The organism is Nocardiopsis valliformis DSM 45023 (genome assembly GCF_000340985.1).
In the GTDB taxonomy this organism is placed as follows: domain Bacteria; phylum Actinomycetota; class Actinomycetes; order Streptosporangiales; family Streptosporangiaceae; genus Nocardiopsis; species Nocardiopsis exhalans.
On record NZ_ANAZ01000004.1, the window covers coordinates 462,596 to 480,063 of the forward strand.

General features: G+C 68.8%; 20 protein-coding genes. 17 read left to right on the top strand and 3 right to left on the bottom strand.

Annotated elements, in window-relative coordinates; translation table 11 throughout:
• The first annotated feature begins 58 nt into the window (after positions 1 to 58).
• From D457_RS0106665 to D457_RS35635, 3 genes are all read left to right on the top strand, one after another.
• Positions 59 to 556 carry a GNAT family N-acetyltransferase gene (locus D457_RS0106665; protein ID WP_017579869.1) on the top strand — a complete coding sequence of 166 codons (498 nt, stop codon included), beginning with the start codon at positions 59 to 61 and terminating at the stop codon, positions 554 to 556.
• Positions 557 to 588: 32 nt separating this feature from the next.
• Positions 589 to 1,191 carry a dephospho-CoA kinase gene (coaE, locus tag D457_RS0106670; protein ID WP_026116405.1) on the top strand — a complete coding sequence of 201 codons (603 nt, stop codon included), beginning with the start codon at positions 589 to 591 and terminating at the stop codon, positions 1,189 to 1,191.
• Positions 1,192 to 1,343: 152 nt separating this feature from the next.
• Positions 1,344 to 1,532 (top strand): hypothetical protein, encoded by a 189-nt coding sequence (locus D457_RS35635; RefSeq protein WP_152514152.1) that lies wholly within the window; start codon positions 1,344 to 1,346, stop codon positions 1,530 to 1,532.
• Between the two features lie 13 nt (positions 1,533 to 1,545).
• On the opposite strand, the gene D457_RS0106680 is transcribed toward D457_RS35635, so the two are convergent.
• The gene (locus D457_RS0106680) at positions 1,546 to 2,673 is read right to left on the bottom strand and encodes a hypothetical protein (RefSeq protein ID WP_039831036.1); all 1,128 of its coding nucleotides are present in this window, start codon (positions 2,671 to 2,673) and stop codon (positions 1,546 to 1,548) included.
• Between the two features lie 139 nt (positions 2,674 to 2,812).
• On the opposite strand from D457_RS0106680, the gene uvrB reads away from it, so the two are divergent.
• The 9 genes from uvrB (at position 2,813) to D457_RS0106725 (ending at position 13,425) form a co-directional block, all read left to right on the top strand.
• Positions 2,813 to 4,906 carry an excinuclease ABC subunit UvrB gene (gene uvrB, locus D457_RS0106685; RefSeq protein ID WP_017579873.1) on the top strand — a complete coding sequence of 698 codons (2,094 nt, stop codon included), beginning with the start codon at positions 2,813 to 2,815 and terminating at the stop codon, positions 4,904 to 4,906.
• 180 nt (positions 4,907 to 5,086) lie between these two features.
• Positions 5,087 to 5,545 (top strand): DUF3060 domain-containing protein, encoded by a 459-nt coding sequence (locus D457_RS0106690; RefSeq protein WP_193374452.1) that lies wholly within the window; start codon positions 5,087 to 5,089, stop codon positions 5,543 to 5,545.
• 341 nt (positions 5,546 to 5,886) lie between these two features.
• On the top strand, positions 5,887 to 6,882 hold the full coding sequence (locus D457_RS0106695) for a GNAT family N-acetyltransferase (RefSeq protein ID WP_017579875.1): 996 nt from the start codon (positions 5,887 to 5,889) through the stop codon (positions 6,880 to 6,882).
• A gap of 153 nt (positions 6,883 to 7,035) precedes the next feature.
• On the top strand, positions 7,036 to 7,959 hold the full coding sequence (locus D457_RS0106700) for a hydroxymethylglutaryl-CoA lyase (protein ID WP_017579876.1): 924 nt from the start codon (positions 7,036 to 7,038) through the stop codon (positions 7,957 to 7,959).
• 362 nt (positions 7,960 to 8,321) lie between these two features.
• Positions 8,322 to 9,977, top strand: a complete 1,656-nt coding sequence (locus D457_RS0106705) for a CTP synthase (protein ID WP_017579877.1) — start codon at positions 8,322 to 8,324, stop codon at positions 9,975 to 9,977.
• 45 nt (positions 9,978 to 10,022) lie between these two features.
• On the top strand, positions 10,023 to 10,691 hold the full coding sequence (locus D457_RS0106710) for an NUDIX domain-containing protein (RefSeq protein ID WP_017579878.1): 669 nt from the start codon (positions 10,023 to 10,025) through the stop codon (positions 10,689 to 10,691).
• Positions 10,692 to 10,698: 7 nt separating this feature from the next.
• Positions 10,699 to 11,775, top strand: coding sequence for a site-specific tyrosine recombinase XerD (locus D457_RS0106715; protein ID WP_017579879.1), 1,077 nt, complete (start codon positions 10,699 to 10,701; stop codon positions 11,773 to 11,775).
• Between the two features lie 292 nt (positions 11,776 to 12,067).
• Positions 12,068 to 13,027 (top strand): ParA family protein, encoded by a 960-nt coding sequence (locus D457_RS0106720; RefSeq protein WP_017579880.1) that lies wholly within the window; start codon positions 12,068 to 12,070, stop codon positions 13,025 to 13,027.
• Positions 13,024 to 13,425, top strand: a complete 402-nt coding sequence (locus D457_RS0106725; protein ID WP_017579881.1) for a hypothetical protein — start codon at positions 13,024 to 13,026, stop codon at positions 13,423 to 13,425. Before D457_RS0106720 ends, D457_RS0106725 begins: the two co-directional genes overlap by 4 nt.
• 94 nt (positions 13,426 to 13,519) lie before the next feature.
• Here D457_RS0106725 and D457_RS0106730 read toward each other — a convergent pair whose 3' ends face one another.
• A complete protein-coding gene (locus D457_RS0106730) occupies positions 13,520 to 13,735 on the bottom strand; it encodes a MerR family transcriptional regulator (RefSeq protein WP_017579882.1) in 216 nt (71 codons plus the stop codon).
• On the bottom strand, positions 13,735 to 14,016 hold the full coding sequence (locus tag D457_RS0106735) for a hypothetical protein (protein WP_152514153.1): 282 nt from the start codon (positions 14,014 to 14,016) through the stop codon (positions 13,735 to 13,737). Before D457_RS0106735 ends, D457_RS0106730 begins: the two co-directional genes overlap by 1 nt.
• A 99-nt stretch (positions 14,017 to 14,115) precedes the next feature.
• Here D457_RS0106735 and D457_RS0106740 point away from each other — a divergent pair, with 99 nt between their 5' ends.
• From D457_RS0106740 to D457_RS31975, 5 genes are all read left to right on the top strand, one after another.
• Positions 14,116 to 14,880, top strand: coding sequence for a helix-turn-helix domain-containing protein (locus D457_RS0106740; RefSeq protein WP_026116408.1), 765 nt, complete (start codon positions 14,116 to 14,118; stop codon positions 14,878 to 14,880).
• Entirely contained in the window at positions 14,877 to 15,041 is a 165-nt protein-coding gene (locus D457_RS34535) for a DUF397 domain-containing protein (protein ID WP_017579885.1), read from the top strand. Before D457_RS0106740 ends, D457_RS34535 begins: the two co-directional genes overlap by 4 nt.
• Positions 15,042 to 15,131: 90 nt before the next feature.
• The gene (locus D457_RS0106750) at positions 15,132 to 15,986 is read left to right on the top strand and encodes a segregation and condensation protein A (protein WP_017579886.1); all 855 of its coding nucleotides are present in this window, start codon (positions 15,132 to 15,134) and stop codon (positions 15,984 to 15,986) included.
• Positions 15,983 to 16,573 carry an SMC-Scp complex subunit ScpB gene (gene scpB, locus D457_RS0106755; RefSeq protein ID WP_017579887.1) on the top strand — a complete coding sequence of 197 codons (591 nt, stop codon included), beginning with the start codon at positions 15,983 to 15,985 and terminating at the stop codon, positions 16,571 to 16,573. The genes D457_RS0106750 and scpB overlap by 4 nt, the downstream gene beginning before the upstream one ends.
• Before the next feature lie 17 nt (positions 16,574 to 16,590).
• Positions 16,591 to 17,468 (top strand): hypothetical protein (locus D457_RS31975; protein WP_204367443.1); only part of this gene is annotated, 878 nt, incomplete at its 3' end.

Genomic DNA, 17,468 nt, shown 5'->3' on the forward strand with positions numbered 1-17,468 from the left:
CTGACGCCCTAGGGTTCTCCTTGGGCCCCCGAGGGCGGGGGCCGTTTGAGGAGACGACGTGTTCGACATCCACCCGGCCACCCCGGATGACGCCGGTGAGATCTTCACCCTGCAGCGTGCCGCCTACGTCGACGAGGCCCAGGCCTACGGAGACCCGTTCATCCTGCCGCTCACCGAAGGGCTGTCCCGGATCGAGGGACTGCTCGCCGATGAGGCGGCCCTGGTGCTCAAGGCCGTGGCCGGGCACCGCCTGGTCGGGGCGGTGCGGGCCGGGACCACCGAGACCACCGGGGTGGTCGGCCGCCTCGTGGTCGCTCCGGACCAGCGCAGGCGCGGGATCGCCCGTGCGCTGCTGACCCGGGTGGAGCGGGACCTGCGCGAGCGCAGGCCCGACCTGACGGCGCTGACCCTGTTCACCGGGGCGCAGAGCCCGGAGAACCAGCGCCTGTACCGGGCGCTGGGCTACGCCGAGACCCACCGTGAGCGGGTCGCCGACCACCTGGTGATGGTGCACATGCGCAAGGAGTTGGAGCAGGTGACCGCGGGGTCGGCGTGACGCTTCCCGGCCCGGGGCTCTAGGGTTTGCCCATGCTGAAAGTGGGACTCACTGGCGGGATCGGTTCGGGTAAGAGCGCGGTGTCCTCCGCGCTGTCCTCCTACGGTGCGGTGGTGATCGACGCCGACGCCATCGCCCGGGAGGTCGTCGAGCCGGGCACCCCGGGGCTGGCGGAGGTCGTCGCCGAGTTCGGTGAGGGGGTGCTCACCCCCGAGGGGCGGCTGGACCGGCCCAGGCTCGGGGAGATCGTCTTCGCCGACGAGGCCCGGCTGGCCGACCTCAACGCCATCGTTCACCCCCGGGTGGCCGAGCGCAGCGGCCAGCTGATGGAGGAGGCACTGGCCTCCGACGCCAAGGTCGTGGTCTACGACGTGCCGCTGCTGGTGGAGAACGGGCTGGAGTCGCTCTACGACGTGGTCGTCGTGGTGGACACCCCCGACGAGGTTCGCGTGGAGCGGGTGTACCGGGACCGGGGTCTGCCGCGCGAGCAGGTGCGGGCCCGGATCGACGCCCAGGCCGACCGGGAGACCCGGCTGGCCTCGGCCGACCTGGTGGTGGACAACTCCGGAACCCGCGAGGAGCTCGCCGAACGCGTCGCCGAGCTGTGGCGCGAACTCCTGGACCGCGCCGGTTAGCAGTACACAGCCGGTTCCAGCCGGCAGGGTGGTGCCCCTAGCTCCGCAGCGAGGGCCGCGGCGCCCGGGCCAGGTTCCGGCTCCTCTTCAGGGATGATCTTGCTACCAGAAGCGAAATCGGCGCCGAACTCGCTCCTGGTAGCAAGATCACGGTGGATACAGAGGGTGCTGATCTGTGGCGGCGGATGACTCTGGCGGTGAGCTCGGGGTTGAAGGTCGCCGGGGTGCTGGAGGACAAGGTGCGCACTACCGATCCGCAGGAGGGCGGGGGACACCGGATGGGACGGTGCAATCTCGGTGCTGGCTTCGCCTTCGGTCGGTGCCGGTTCGGTAACCGGTGAGAGTTCGGGCTTCCTAGGTTTCGGGGTCCTCGTCCTGTTGCGGCCCCCGGGGTCTGGGGTGCAGGGCGTCGGACAGGGAGCTGCCCGCGGCCACGGCCTCCTGGACGAGTTCCTCGCGGACGGTGTGTGCGGCCTGGACGCTCAGCAGGCTGGAGTCGAGTTCGTCGGTGCGGACCGGGTCCTGGCCCGAGTTCAGGGCGAGGTCGGCGTAGTCCCCGGCGCGGTCGGCGATCTCCTGGCACTGTTCCCATTCGCGGTGGGCGGTGACGGCGGCGTGGACGCGTTCGCCGTAGGCGGCCAGGGCGTCGACGCGGGTGGAGATGGCCTTGTGCGCGCGGGTGACGGCCTCGTTCTGGGGCGCCAGGGCCTGCGTGACCTGGTCGGAGACGGCGTTCTTGCGGCGTTGGAGGAGTTCGCGACGCAGGGTGCGCAGGCGCAGGAGTTCCTTGGCCAGGCGCCACTCCTCCTCCTTGAGCAGGGGCAGGGTGTGGGTGGCGTCGAAGGAGTCGCCCAGGACGCGGCGGCCCTCCTCGACGCGGTCGGTGGCCTGCTGGAGGCGGGCGAACAGGTGTGCTTCGGGTTCCTCGCGGCGGGTGGCGTAGCTGGAGGGGCGGCCGAAGTCCTCGGGCAGGACGTATCTGTCGTGGTTCTCCGCGGACAGGCGGGCGGCCATGCCCGGGTGCATGATGGCTCCGCCGCCGGCGATGGCCGCGGTGAGGTAGAGGGCGGCCAGCGAGGGGTCGCCGGGTAGGACGGTCCCGAGCGGTCCCAGGACCTGGTCGAGGGCGACCCGGGCGCCGAGGACGCCGACGACGGAGAGGGGCAGCGCCCAGAAGCTGTGCATGACCAGGTCGGCCCAGTCGTCGGTGGTGCCGTTGCGGTAGGAGACCAGGCCGAGGACGAAGGCGGTCGTGCCCAGGCACAGGAGGATGCTCAGCGGCAGAACGAGCGGGTTGAGCAGGAGGGCGAGGGCTGCGGCGGTGGTGCATCCGAGGCTGAGCGCGAGAGCGCTCTCACGCCAGGTGGGGCGGCCCGGTGGTCCTTTGGCCTTCGGTATGAGGCGTTCGGGGCGGGCGCTGAGGCGTTCGATGGTCCGTGCGGGTAGGACCGGGTCGAAGGTGGGACGACAGGGGTGGGACACGGCGTGCACCTCACTCGTGGGGCACAGGGTTTCCGGGCGCTCCCCTCGATGGTAACTCGGTACGGTTCGTCTGAATCGGGATGTCGTAGGCGGTCGGTAGCGTTGGGGTGAGGGGACATGCGGGCGATGGGGAGAACTAGTGCGACCGGTCAGTGACATCAAGCGCAGTGAGGCGCCCTTCGAGGTCGTCTCGGAGATGACCCCGGCGGGGGACCAGCCGAGTGCGATCAAGGAGATCACCCGGCGGGTGCGCGCGGGCGACGAGCACACCGTGCTGCTGGGCGCCACGGGTACCGGTAAGACGGCGACGGTGGCGTGGACCGTGGAGCAGTTGCAGCGGCCCACGCTGGTGATGCAGCCGAACAAGACTCTGGCGGCGCAGTTCGCCAATGAGCTGCGGCAGATGCTGCCGAACAACGCGGTCGAGTACTTCGTCTCCTATTACGACTACTACCAGCCCGAGGCGTACGTCCCGCAGAGTGACACCTACATCGAGAAGGACTCGTCGATCAACGACGAGGTGGAGCGGCTGCGGCACTCGGCGACCAACTCGCTTTTGACGCGGCGGGACACGATCGTGGTGGCGTCGGTCTCGTGCATCTACGGTCTGGGCACCCCGCAGGAGTACGTGGACCGGATGGCCCAGCTCTCGGTGGGCATGGAGGTGGACCGGGACGATCTGCTGCGCCGTCTGGTGGAGATGCAGTACACGCGTAACGACATGGCGTTCACGCGGGGGACGTTCCGGGTGCGCGGGGACACGATCGAGATCATCCCGGTGTACGAGGAGCTGGCGATCCGCATCGAGATGTTCGGTGACGAGGTCGAGCGGTTGCTGACGCTGCACCCGCTCACCGGTGAGGTGCTGGGGGAGAGCCAGGAGATGTTCATCTTCCCGGCCTCGCACTACGTGGCCGGTGAGGAGCGCACGGAGCGGGCGATTGGCACGATCGAGGCGGAGCTGGGCGAGCGGCTGTCCGAGTTGGAGGGTCAGGGCAAGCTGCTGGAGGCGCAGCGGCTGCGGATGCGCACGACTCATGATCTGGAGATGATGCGCCAGCTGGGGTCGTGCTCGGGGATCGAGAATTACTCGCGGCACTTCGACGACCGTGAGCCGGGCAGCGCGCCCAACACGCTGCTGGACTACTTCCCCGAGGACTTCCTGCTGGTCCTGGACGAGTCGCACGTGACGGTGCCGCAGGTCGGTGCGATGTACGAGGGTGACGCGGCGCGTAAGCGGACCCTGGTGGACCACGGTTTCCGGTTGCCGTCGGCGATGGACAACCGGCCGCTGAAGTGGGAGGAGTTCACCAAGCGGATCGGGCAGTCGGTGTACCTGTCTGCCACGCCCGGCAAGTACGAGCTGCGGCAGAGCGGCGGGGACGTGGTGGAGCAGGTTATCCGGCCGACCGGGCTGGTGGACCCGCAGGTGGTGGTGAAGCCGACCGACGGGCAGATCGACGACCTGGTGCACGAGATCCGGGAGCGGGCCGAGCGCTCGGAGCGGGTGCTGGTGACCACGCTGACGAAGAAGATGGCCGAGGACCTCACGGACTACTTCGCGGAGCTGGGCATCCGGGTGCGGTACCTGCACAGCGAGGTGGACACGCTGCGCCGGGTGGAACTGCTACGCGAGCTGCGCGTGGGCGAGTTCGACGTGCTGGTGGGCATCAACCTGCTGCGTGAGGGCCTGGACCTGCCGGAGGTGTCGCTGGTGGCGATCCTGGACGCGGACAAGGAGGGTTTCCTGCGTTCGGAGACCTCGCTGATCCAGACGATCGGGCGTGCGGCGCGTAACGTCGATGGCCAGGTGCACATGTACGCGGACAACGTCACGGACTCGATGCGGGCGGCGATCGACGAGACCACCCGGCGCCGGGACAAGCAGCTGGCGTACAACGCCGAGCACGGGATCGACCCGACGCCGCTGCGCAAGCAGATCGCGGACATCCTGGACACCCTGAACCGGGAGGACATCGACACCGAGGAGTTGATGTCGACGGGGTACCGGCAGGGCGGCAAGTCGGCGAAGGCTCCGGTTCCGGCGTTGGGTGAGCGCGCGGACGTGGCGAACATGCCGCGGGCGGAGCTGGCCGGGCTCATCGAGCAGTTGAGCGCGCAGATGCACCAGGCCGCGACCGACCTGCAGTTCGAGCTGGCGGCCCGGTTGCGGGACGAGATCGGCGAGTTGAAGCGCGAGCTCCGGGGGATGGACGCTGCCGGCATGCAGTGAGCGGAGTGCCCGCCGGTGCGGGGTTCGCGGCTTCGCGGTCTCCAGACCTACACCTCCCTGAGTATCGAAATGGGAACGATCACAACACGCCCAGGTCGCAAAGTTACCTTCGCGTGACATACTCTTGTGCTTTGCGTAGGCCGTATGTCGCTTTTGTCTTTTTCTGGCGTGGGGGAGTCCATGGTCGGTCGGGTGTGGGGCAGCGTGGGAGCTGTGGTGCTGTCGGGTCTCTTGGTGGCCGGCTGCGGAACGGATCCGGGCCGAGGCGAACCGGAGGAGGTCGAACCCGGCTCTGACCTGGGTCAGGAGTCGCAAGGCGAGGAGTCGGGCGCCGACGCCGCCGAGGACAACGTGGTCAACGACGAGGTGATCCTGGTGGTCGACAACGGCACCCAGGTGCACGAGGACTGCGCCAACCGCAAGGTGGTGGTCTCGGCCGACGACGCCGTCGTGGTGCTGGACGGCCCTTGCGGTCTGGTGAAGGCCACCGGGCGCAACTCCGTCGTGGAGGTGGGCACCGCCGAGAAGATCGTGCTGGTGGGCGTGGACAACCAGGTCTCCTTTGCCTCCGGCGACCCCGAGGTGGTCAACCAGGGGCGCAATACCACGGTCAGTGAGGGCGGCAGCGCCCAGTACTGAGGTCCGCCCCTGCCGCAGCGGTGGGCCGTAGCGGTGGTTTGGCCGCCCCGCCACCCGAGAGTGACCTTCGATCCGTTAACGTGGTGCGCGTCTGTTCGCACCCGCACATGGGTGTGCGCGGCACCGTGTGGGCCGGGGAAGGTTCCGTGGACTCCTCTTCTCCAGCTTTCCGGTTACCCGTACCGCTTCGAGGAGGTACGGTCGATTCCGTCCCGCCGCACCGGTTTCGTTCGGAAGACGGCACGACGGCAGGGCGGGGCACCGCGACGCGACCGCGTCCGCGACGGCCCGACAGGGCCGGGGACGTGCGCTTGACGAAGGACCCGCTAGGGGAGGGGTGGATGAGCGGTTATGTCGCGCGGGTGCGACACGACGAGTCGCCCGGAGGCGACGTCGGACTCGACCCGTTGGTGCGTTCCGCCGCCCAGCGCTGGGCGGAGTCGGACCCCCTGCTTCCCGAACCCGTGGGGTTCGCGCCCAACTCCTATCCGCTGCTGACCGTCAGCGACGAGGACGGTCGAACCGTCGCCGCGGGCAGCATGCACTACACCTGGTACCAGCCGGGTGAGGTCGGCCGGATCTGGGGCGTGCCCGACCAGCACTGGCTCACCCCCATCGTCGGCGGCCCCGAACCTGCCCGCGCCCTGGACTCCCTGCTGACCAGCTGGCGCGACCAGCTCGAGGACCTGCCCACCGGTACCGGCTCGGAATCGGCCGCCCTGGTGAGCTGGCCCGCCCGCGACGTCGCCGGGATCATCCCGCTGCAACGCCACGGCCTGCAGCCTTACACCGTGCTCGCCGCCCGCCAGCGCCGCCGCGGGGTTCCGCCCTCGCTGCCGCCGCGCGACGTCGCCATCCGACTGGCCGACATCAGCGATCTGACCCAGGTGGTCGGACTGCTGATGGAGGAGCACCGCTACGAACAGCACTTCGGCGGGGTGTTCCTGCAGCCCGACACCGCCGAGCAGACCCGAAAGGTCGCCGCACGCGCGCTCAACCGTTCGCGTTCGTGGATCTGGCTGGCCGAACGCCGCGGCCGGGCCGTAGGCCTGCTGTGGGTGTCCCCGCCCGAACGCTCCCGCTGGGCGAAGTCCCTGGTCAAGGCGCGCCCGATCGCGCACATCGGCTACGGGGTGGTCTCCGCGGCTGAACGCGGCCACGGCATCGGCACCGCCCTAGTCAGCCAGGCCCACCAGGCGCTGGACAGCCACGGGGTGGGTGTGTCCGTGCTCAACTACGCCGCGATGAACCCCCTCTCGGGGCCGTTCTGGCACCGCATGGGCTACCGCCCGGTCTGGACGACCTGGGAGGTCCGTCCCGCCCTCGCCCTGCGCTGACGTCCATCTGAGCCCCTCCCAAGGGTGTTCGTGGTGCCCCGGTGATCACCGGGGCACACGTGCGCCCCGGGTGAGTGCCACCCGGTGACGGGGATCACCTTGCCGGCTGGTTAGCCTGGGCGCGCAAGCGCAGCGTGGCGAGAGGTGGAGTCGATGGCCGGGGACGATCGTGGGCCCGAGGGTGCCGAGCACGTGGAGGTCGTGGAGGTGGGTCCGCGTGACGGCCTCCAGAACGAGGCCACCGTGTTGTCGGTCGAGGACCGGATCGAGCTGATCGACCGGGCGGTGGCGGCCGGGGTGCGGCGGATCGAGGCGGTCAGTTTCGTCAACCCCAAACGGGTGCCGCAGATGGCCGGGGCCGAGGAAGTCATGGCCGGGGTCGAGCGCGAGCCCGGGGTGTCCTTCATCGGGCTGGCGCTGAACCGGCGCGGCCTGGACCGGGCGCTGGCGGCCGGGGTGTCCGAGGTCAACGTGGCGGTACCGGCCACCGACAGCTTCTGTACGCGCAACCAGGGCTGCACGGTCGACGAGATGCTGGACTCCCTGGCCGACATGGACCGGGCCCTGGAGGGCACCGGGGTGCCGTTGAGCGTCACCGTCTCCACCGCCTTTGGTTGTCCGTTCGACGGTGAGGTCGACCCGGAACGCGTGGTGGAGGTCGTGCGGCGGATCGCGGACACCGGAGCGGTGGAGATCGCCCTGGCCGACACGATCGGGGTGGGCGTCCCGGCGCAGGTACGGGACCTGTTGCGCCGCAGCGCCGAGGTGGCGGGCGGGCGGACCCTGCGCTGTCACTTCCACAACACCCGCAACACCGGTTACGCGAACGCGCTCGCGGCGGTGGAAGAGGGGGTCCGGGTCCTGGACTCCAGCCTGGGCGGTTTCGGTGGCTGTCCGTTCGCCCCAGCCGCCACCGGCAACATCGCGACCGAGGACCTGCTGTACATGCTGCACCGCAGCGGTCTGCACACCGGGGTGAGCCTGTCCGGGGCGGCCGCGCTGGGCGACTGGATGGGGGAGCGCCTGGCCAAGGCCCCGCCCGCCTACCTGGGCCGCGCCGGGGCCTTCCCCGCCTGAGGTCGGGGGAGCGCCTACCGCCCCAGGGGCGGGCGTTGCTCACACTCGCGGACCCTCGACAGCTCAACGGGCGGCCCCGGGCCGTGCCGTCACGGGTGTTGCCTTCGCCACCCGGGGCGGCGCGCCCGGGGCGGCGAACGCCGTGCCGTCAACGGTTCGCGGCAATCGCGCAGGTCGGGGCGGGGAACACGGCGGAGGTGCCTGGCGTTCCCTGGTGTGGGCGAACGGGGGGCCTGTTATCCTGGTGCCCCGTGGAGTCCGGCGTACCGGAGCGGCATCGCCGCCGCTCGGAACCGGACCACCGCACGGCCGCTCAGCTCGCCCGAGCCCGCCGTAGCCACTCAACCCACGGGAGCAACACTTTGGCATCCGCCGCGAGTACCAAGCACCTTTTCGTTACTGGCGGCGTCGCCTCCAGTCTTGGCAAGGGCCTGACCGCCTCCAGCCTGGGTCGACTCCTGAAGTCGCGCGGCCTGCGGGTCACCATGCAGAAGCTGGACCCCTACCTCAACGTGGACCCCGGGACGATGAACCCGTTCCAGCACGGTGAGGTCTTTGTGACCGACGACGGCGCCGAGACCGACCTGGACGTGGGTCACTACGAGCGCTTCCTCGACGTCGAGCTCTCCGCCTCGGCCAACGTCACCACCGGCCAGGTCTACTCCAGCGTGATCGCCAAGGAGCGCCAGGGCGCCTACCTCGGTGACACCGTGCAGGTCATCCCGCACATCACCAACGAGATCAAGTCGCGCATCTACGCGATGGACGCGATGGACGTCGACATCGTCATCACCGAGATCGGCGGCACGGTCGGCGACATCGAGTCGCAGCCCTTCCTCGAGGCGGTCCGCCAGATCCGGCACGAGATCGGCCGGGAGAACTGTTTCTTCCTGCACGTCTCGCTCATCCCGTTCCTGGGCCCGTCCGGCGAGATGAAGACCAAGCCGACCCAGCACTCGGTCGCCGCCCTGCGCAGCATCGGCATCCAGCCTGACGCCATCGTGTGCCGCGCGGACCGTCCTGTCACGCAGAGCCTGAAGTCCAAGATCAGCCTCATGTGCGACGTGGACGAGGCGGGCGTGGTCTCCACCCCCGACGCCCCCTCCATCTACGACATCCCCAAGGTCCTGCACCGCGAGGGCCTGGACGCCTACGTCGTCCGCCGCCTGGGCATGCCCTTCCGGGACGTGGACTGGACCGAGTGGGACGAGCTGCTGCGCCGCGTGCACCAGCCCGACCACGAGGTCACCATCGCCATGGTCGGCAAGTACATCGACCTGCCCGACGCTTACCTGTCGGTCAGCGAGGCCCTGCGCGCCGGCGGTTTCGCCACCAACACCCGCGTCAACATCCGCTGGGTGGCCAGTGACAACTGCGCCAGCCCCTCGGGCGCGGCCGCCGAGCTGGACGGCGCCGACGGCGTCCTGATCCCGGGCGGCTTCGGCGTGCGCGGTATCGAGGGCAAGCTCGGCGCGATCCGCTACGCCCGTGAGAACGGTGTTCCGCTGCTGGGCATCTGCCTGGGCCTTCAGGGCCTGGTCATCGAGTACGCGCGCAACGTGCTCGGCCTGGAGGGCGCCAACAGCCTGGAGTTCGACGACAAGGCGGTGGACGCGGTCATCGCGACCATGGCCGACCAGGAGGACGTCGTCGCGGGCGACCGCGACATGGGCGGCACCATGCGGCTGGGCCTGTACCCGGCCGACCTGGGCGAGGGCACCCTGGCCCGTGAGCTGTACGACGGCGCCGAGCAGGTCTCCGAGCGCCACCGCCACCGGTTCGAGGTCAACAACGCCTACCGGCCCCAGCTGGAGGAGGCGGGCCTGGTGTTCTCCGGACTCTCCCCTGATGGCAAGCTGGTGGAGTACGTGGAACTGCCCCGGGACGTGCACCCGTTCTTCATCGCGACGCAGGCGCACCCGGAGCTGCGCTCCCGCCCGACCAACGCGAACCCGCTCTTCCGCGGCCTGATCTCCGCTTCGCTGGAGCACAAGACCTCCTCACGGGAGGTCTCCTAACGGGGAACGATCTGGCGGGTGGGGCCCGAGCCTGAGAGGGGCCGCATGGCCGACCACACCCGCCCGGTCATCGAAGAGACGACGGGGGCGTCCGCGGAGATCGCGGACGCCCCCGAGTCGTGGCCCGTGGAGCGCTCCGAGGAACGCTACCGGGGCGCCAAGTGCGGGATGCGCACGGACTGGGTGGCGATGCCCGGCGCCAACGGTGACGGCCGGACCGTGGCCGCCCGCGACTACATGGACCACCCGGGCGCCGCGGCGATCGTGGCCCTGGACGACCAGGGACGGGTGTTGGTGCAGCGCCAGTACCGCCACCCCACCCAGCACACGCTGTGGGAGCTGCCCGCGGGACTGATCGACGGTGAGGGCGAAGGGCCGCTGGCCACCGCCCAACGCGAGCTGGTGGAGGAGTCCTCGCTCCGCGCCGCCACCTGGCACAAACTTCCGGACTTCTTCCCCAGCACCGGTTTCTCCAACGAACGCATCCACGTGTTCCTGGCCCGGGACCTGAGCGAGGTACCCGCCGAGGAGATTGATTTCGTGCGTGAGCACGAGGAGACCGACCTGGCAGCGGAGTGGTTGCCGCTCCCCGAGGCGGTGCGCGCGGTCCTGGAGGGGCGCCTGCACAACGGGGCGACGGTCATCGGGATCCTGGCCGCGCACGCGGCGTCTCAGGACGGTTTCGCCTCCCTGCCTGCGGCCTCGGACGACTGAGCCGCCGATGGAGGCAGAACCGCTGAAAACGGAATCGGTGGAGGCAGACCCGCTGCGGACGGGACCGCTGGAGACCGACCTCGACGCCGGGCCGTTGGGCCAGGTGCGCTCCGCCTTCCTAGACCACCTGAGCGTTGAGCGCGCCCTGGCCGACAACACCCTGCTGGCCTACCGCCGCGACCTGGGGCGTTACATTGTCTACCTGGACGACCAGGGGGTCGCCGACCTGTCCGGAGCGACCTCCGGGCACGTCGGCGCGTTCCTGGGCGCCCTGCGCGACGGGGACGAGGACCACGCTCCGCTGAGCGCCGCCTCGGCCGGGCGCACTCTGGCCGCGGTGCGCGGACTGCACCGGTTCGCGGTGCGCGAGGGGTGGACCACCGAGGACCCGGCCGCTTCGGTGACCGCCCCGGCGCCGCCGATGCGCCTGCCCAAGGCGATCCCCCTGGACACGGTGGAGCGGCTGCTGGAGGCGGCGGGCCCGGCGCAGGCTCCGGCCTCGGCCGCCCGCGCCGACCTGCTGGCTCAGCGCGACCGCGCCCTGTTGGAGGTGCTCTACGGCACCGGGGCGCGGGTGTCCGAGGCGGTGGGGCTGGACGTGGACGACGTCGCGGACGCGGTGGACGCCGTGGACGATCAGGGTACGGTCGGGCTGGTGCGTTTCCGCGGCAAGGGCGGCAAGGAGCGCCTGGTTCCGCTGGGCTCCTACGCGCGCCGTGCCTTGGGTGCCTACCTGACCCGGGTGCGGCCGGTACTGGCCGCTTCCGGACGGGGCGGCGGACCGGCGCTGTTCCTGAACGCGCGTGGCGGTCGGCTGACCCGTCAGGGCGGTTGGGCGCTGCTGTCGTCGGTGGCCGGGCGGGCCGGGGTGGAGGGCATCTCCCCACACACCCTGCGGCACTCCTTCGCCACCCACCTGCTCGACGGCGGGGCGGACATCCGTATCGTGCAGGAGCTGCTGGGGCACAGTTCGGTCACTACCACGCAGGTCTACACGCTGGTGACGGTGGAGAGGCTGCGTGAGGTGTACGCCTCCAGCCATCCCAGAGCGCGGCGTTCAGGTGGCGGAAGCGGTCCGGTGTGACGCGGAGAGCCTTGCTGGTAGGAGAAGCCGTGGAGCGTTCGGGGTGAGTCCGACGTGCGTCATGTGTACCCTTCTCCTACGAGAAGGACGGGTACGTGCGAGCGGTTCCTCCCGGTTGTGCAGGCGGGGGAATCCTGGTCGGATCATGTTGAAGTGCGTCGTGTCGTCGTTCTAGAGTCGCCGCACAGAGGTACGTTGCTGTCGACATATTGAGTTTCCGACGGCGGCCAGTCGTGGGAGATGTCAAGAGTCCCATCGGGCCGTGGCCGGTCCGTAGGGGAGGTCAAGGGTTGTGAACTGGTCGGAGAACGACGAGGCGGCGAATACCGCACCCGTTGGCGGGGGTGACCTCACCGACCGGGTGAACAACCCGTGGGGGACGACACGTAACACGGGGGCGGATCTGCACACCAAGAGACCCGTGCGTACATATCCGGAGCCGACGCCGCTCGACGAACACGGTCCGGCACGGATTGTAGCACTCTGTAACCAGAAGGGTGGGGTCGGTAAGACCACCACCACCATCAACCTCGGCGCCGCCATCGCCGAGTACGGCAGACGGGTGCTGCTGGTCGACTTCGACCCGCAGGGCGCGCTGTCCGTGGGACTGGGCCGACTGGACCCGCGCGAGCTGGACCTGACCGTCTACAACCTGCTCATGCAGCGGGACGTGACGGTGGAGGACGTCCTGCTCAAGACGGACATCGAGGGTCTGGACCTGATCCCGAGCAACATCGACCTGTCAGCTGCCGAGGTGCAGCTGGTCGGCGAGGTGGCCCGTGAGCAGATGCTCGGACGCGCGCTGCGCCCGGTCATCAACGACTACGACGTCATCCTCATCGACTGCCAGCCGTCGCTCGGTCTGCTGACCGTCAACGCGCTGACCGCCGCTGACGGGGTCATCGTGCCGCTGGAGTGCGAGTTCTTCGCGCTGCGTGGTGTGGCGCTGCTGATGGACACTATTCAGAAGGTGCAGGAGCGCCTCAACGAGGACCTGGTCATCGACGGGTTCCTCGGCACGATGTACGACCCGCGCACCCTGCACGCCCGCGAGGTGCTCTCCACGATCGTGGACGGGTTCGGCGACAAGGTGTACGGCACGGTCATCAACCGCACGGTGCGTTTTCCGGACGCCACTGTGGCGGGTGAGCCGATCACCAGGTTCGACTCGTCCTCGGCCGGGGCCAACGCCTACCGGTCCCTGGCCAAGGAGGTGCTGGCGAGGTGGCCTCTCAGCGGTCACGACGAGTGACGCTACCCGGGGCGGACGAGCTGTTCTTCCGCCCTTCCGGCTCCGAGGAGGAGCCGGTCGAGACCGAGCGCCAGTACCAGGTACCGGAACAGGACCGAAAGAACACGGCCGAGACCTCGTCGGAACGGCCCGCGCGCAAGTCGAATGGCCGCTCCAGGGCCAAGGTGCGCCGCGCGCCCAAGCCGAGCGGGCGTCAGCGCCACGACGAGAAGATCACCGTCTATGTCTCCGGGCCCGAGCTGCTGGCCCTGGAACAGACCCGGCTCTCGCTCCGAGCGGAGCACGGGCTCTCGGCCGACCGCGGCCGCCTCGTTCGGGAGGCCGTCGCTGTACTTCTTGCCGACTTCGAGGAGCACGGCGAGAGCAGCATGCTGGTGCGGCGGTTGACCGAGGACTGACAGCCCCGAACCCGACCGCTGGGGGAGCGGACGGAACACGGGGAAGAAGGATTGGGGGTGTCACCGGCTGATCCGGGCCGGTGACACCCTTCTGTCATGTGTCTGCCCCGAGCTCGCCGAGGAAGTCGTAGACGTCCCCGGCGTTGAAGAACCGCCACCCGTTGTGGTTCTTCAGGGAGGGGAGCTGTCCGGTGCTCTCCAGCCGCTTGACGGTGCTGGTGCTGAGTTCGAGGACCCTGGCGGCCTCTCCGGTGCTGAAGTACATCTCCCGGTGGGTCTCCATGAGGACCTCGCGGCTGTCGATGGTCATCAGCGGTCCTCCAGGTAGATCCCCGCGTACTGACGGATGATCTGGTGCACGACGTCCGCCACGTTCCCCGGGTCCCCGGAACAGAGGTCGCCGCCGGGAGAGGTCCACCGGTAGCCCCGCCCGCTCCAGGAGATTTCCACCTTCTGCCGGAGGTAGGGGTCGTTGACGATCAGGTTGTGGCCTTCGGTGTAGCGGAGGATGCGTCGTGCCCCGAAAGCGTCGGAGAGCAGCTGCATGGGGTTGAGTCGTTTGGTCGTTTGAAGCTGTCCATAACCGTCCATGCGTCCAGAGTCGTGCCACAAGCCTTTGCTCCACAGGAATTGATTTATAGCTCCAATGGGTCTGGTCTGGCCTGGAACGCGATGCGTAATGTGTGGAGCATGGCGGAGCATACTTTCGGGTCATACCTCGCAAAAGAACGCAAACGTGCTGGTCACACGATTCGACGTCTCGCCAAGAAGGCAGGGAAATCATCGTCCACTATTTCCCGCTGGGAGAATGACCAATTTGTCCCGGCTCGTGACGATGCTCTGGGGCTGGACAAGGCGTTGGAGCTGCGCGGCGCCCTGTTCCGCAAATGGGAGGGGTTTACGGCCGAGTCGACCCTGCTCCCCTGGATGCAGGACGCGGGGAAGCTGGAAGAAGCCGCGTCGCTGATCGAGTACGTGTCCCCCGTGTTGGTCCCAGGACTGCTGCAATCCCCTTCATACGCGGAGATCGTCTTCCGTGAAGGGCAGCCGTTGTTGCCCGCCTATGAGGTTCAGCGGCTGGCCGCGCTGCGGTGCGCGCGCTATGAACAGCTTCGGGCCCGGAATGACCCGTGGGTGTCCGCTGTCTTCCCCGTATCGGCGCTGCTGTGTGTTCCCGAAGCAGTCCGTGCCGAACAGGTATCCCACCTGCTGTCATTGGAGAAGGTGTCGCTTCACCTGGTTCCGGAGGGGTCGGCCTTGATCGGGGTCATCACACCGATGCTGATGGTCCGGTTGCTGGAAGGTGGAAAGGCTGCGAGCGCGGATCATCTGACCGGTAATGTCGTCTACGGAGAAACAGACGACTTCGATCGACTGACGGAACTGGTGAAACGCGCGTTCGCGATCGCTCTCCCCGAACCACAGTCGCGAAAATTGTTGGAGGAACTACCGTGAGTGACTGGCACAAGTCCAGCTACAGCAACACCGGCGGTCAGTGTGTCGAGGTCCGTGAGACTCCGGCGGGTGCGGACGTGCGTGACACACAGAACCGGAGCGCAGCGACGCTGTCGTTCCCCGTTGCTGAGTGGCGTGCGCTGCTCGACACGGAGCGCTGAGACTCGATACGTGAGGTCCTCGGCGTCGTTGTTTCGGGGGCCTCGCGTCGTGATTACCCATCTGGGTGAGCAAGCTGGGAAGCTGGGTGGATGAGTGCCGAGTCCTCCGAGGAAGCCACCTCCACCAGCGAAGACGTTGGTTTCCAGGTACACCTGGACAACTTCGAGGGGCCCTTCGACCTACTCCTCGGGCTGATCTCCAAGCACAAGCTGGACATCACCGAGGTATCGCTGTCGAAGGTCACCGACGAGTTCATCGCGCACATCCGCACGTTCGGCGACGACTGGGACCTGGATCAGGCCAGTAACTTCCTGCTGGTCGCGGCCACCCTGCTCGACCTGAAGGCCGCACGACTGCTCCCACGCGGCGACGTCGAGGACGAGGCCGACCTCGCCCTGCTCGAAGCCCGTGACCTGCTGTTCGCCCGGCTGCTCCAGTACCGGGCCTACAAGGAGGTCGCCTCGTTCATGCGCGAGCGGCTGGCCGCGCAGGGCCGCCGGTACGCGCGGGCCGTCCCCCTGGAGGAACAGTTCGCGGGGATGCGCCCGGACGTGTTCTTCAAGCTCGGCCCCCAGGAGTTCGCCGCCCTGGCCGGGATGGTGTTCACGCCCAAGGAACCGCCGAGCGTCTCGGTCACCCACATCCACCTCACCAAGACGTCGGTGAAGGAACAAGGTGAGCTGATGGCGGCCGAACTGCGCGAGGCGGGACAGCTGACGTTCGCGCAGCTGACGGTCGAGTGCACCGGTACCTTCGAGGTCGTCGCCCGGTTCCTCGCCCTGTTGGAGCTGTACCGTGCCTCGAACGTCGGCTTCGACCAGCCCGAACCTCTGGGCGAACTCACCGTCACCTGGACCGGCGGCGACGCGGACGTCGAGCTGGAGTCCGAATACGACGAAGAGGCGGGACCCGCCGCCGAGAGCACCACGGGGGAACAGTCATGACCGCAGAGCACACCGCCGGTGTGGGTGATGTCTCCGTGCCGCCCACCCTGCGCCGCGATTTGGAAGCAGTGCTCATGGTGGTGGACCAGCCCGTCTCCGAGTACGACCTGGCCCGCGCCATGGACGTGCCACTGGACCTGGTCACCCGCACCTTGGAGGAGCTCTCCCGGGAATACACCGCACAGGGCCGTGGTTTCGACCTACGTGCGGTGGCCGACGGGTGGCGTGTGTACACGCGGCCCGAGTGCGCCGACATCGTCGAGCACTTCCTCAAGGAAGGGCAGGAAGTGCGGCTTACCCAGGCCGCACTGGAGACGATGGCCGTCGTCGCCTACCGCCAACCGGTCTCACGTGGCAGGGTCTCCGCAGTACGCGGGGTCAACTGCGACGGGGTTATGCGTACCCTCGTACTGAGGGGCCTGATCGAAGAGGCCGGACACGATCCCGAGTCCGGTGCGCTGCTGTATCGGACCACTTCCTATTTCCTGGAACGGCTGGGCCTGCGAGGCCTGGACGAACTGCCTGATCTGGCGCCGTTCCTCCCCGACGACATCGAAGGTCTTGACGACACCGGTGAGCACACCTAATAACGAACGTTCCCGTGGTGCACGGGACGACGCCCCGCGCGGTGAGCGCGGCGACTACGACAACCGCGGCGGCCGAGGCCCCCGCGACGACCGAAACCGGGACGACCGCCGTGGTGGCGGACGCTACGAGCGGGACGACCGCCCCCGACGCGATGACCGCGGTCGCGATGACCGTAGCCGTGGCGGTTACCAGGGCCGGGACGACAACCGTGGCCGTGGTGGTTACCAGGGCCGCGATGACAAGCGTGACGACAAGCGCGGTGGCGGCTACCAGAGCCGTGACGACCGCGGTGGCCGTTCCTTCGAGCGTCGTGACGACCGTGACCGTCGCCCGCAGGGCCGTGACGACCGGGGCCGCGATGACCGTGGCCGTGGTGGTTACCAGGGCCGCGATGACAAGCGTGACGACAAGCGTGGTGGCGGCTACCAGAGCCGTGACGACCGGGGCCGTGGTGGTTACCAGGGTCGTGACGATCGTGGTGGGCGTTCCTTCGAGCGTCGTGACGACCGTGACCGTCGCCCCCAGGGCCGTGACGACAGCCGTGGTGGTCGTTTCGACCGTGACGACCGTCCGCGCCGCGACGACCGCAGCCGCGATGACCGCGGCCGTGGTGGTTACCAGGGCCGTGACGACAACCGCGGTGGTGGTTTCAAGAGCCGCGATGACCGTGGCGGGCGCTCCTTCGAGCGCCGTGACGACAACCGCGGCGGCTACCGGGGTGACCGCGACCGTCGTGACGACCGGGGCCGCGATGACCGTGGCCGTGGTGGTTACCAGGGCCGCGATGACAAGCGTGACGACAAGCGTGGTGGCGGCTACCAGAGCCGTGACGACCGGGGCCGTGGTGGTTACCAGGGTCGTGACGATCGTGGTGGGCGTTCCTTCGAGCGTCGT

Bases quoted from the DNA above. Each gene is read 5' to 3' on its own strand.
- coaE (WP_026116405.1), top strand. From the start codon at position 589: ATGCTGAAAGTGGGACTCACTGGCGGGATCGGTTCGGGTAAGAGCGCG.
- D457_RS0106690 (WP_193374452.1), top strand. From the start codon at position 5,087: ATGGTCGGTCGGGTGTGGGGCAGCGTGGGAGCTGTGGTGCTGTCGGGT.
- D457_RS0106695 (WP_017579875.1), top strand. From the start codon at position 5,887: ATGAGCGGTTATGTCGCGCGGGTGCGACACGACGAGTCGCCCGGAGGC.
- D457_RS0106700 (WP_017579876.1), top strand. From the start codon at position 7,036: ATGGCCGGGGACGATCGTGGGCCCGAGGGTGCCGAGCACGTGGAGGTC.
- D457_RS0106710 (WP_017579878.1), top strand. From the start codon at position 10,023: ATGGCCGACCACACCCGCCCGGTCATCGAAGAGACGACGGGGGCGTCC.
- D457_RS0106715 (WP_017579879.1), top strand. From the start codon at position 10,699: ATGGAGGCAGAACCGCTGAAAACGGAATCGGTGGAGGCAGACCCGCTG.
- D457_RS0106730 (WP_017579882.1), bottom strand. From the start codon at position 13,735: ATGACCATCGACAGCCGCGAGGTCCTCATGGAGACCCACCGGGAGATG.
- D457_RS0106735 (WP_152514153.1), bottom strand. From the start codon at position 14,016: ATGGACGGTTATGGACAGCTTCAAACGACCAAACGACTCAACCCCATG.
- D457_RS0106740 (WP_026116408.1), top strand. From the start codon at position 14,116: ATGGCGGAGCATACTTTCGGGTCATACCTCGCAAAAGAACGCAAACGT.
- D457_RS0106750 (WP_017579886.1), top strand. From the start codon at position 15,132: ATGAGTGCCGAGTCCTCCGAGGAAGCCACCTCCACCAGCGAAGACGTT.
- scpB (WP_017579887.1), top strand. From the start codon at position 15,983: ATGACCGCAGAGCACACCGCCGGTGTGGGTGATGTCTCCGTGCCGCCC.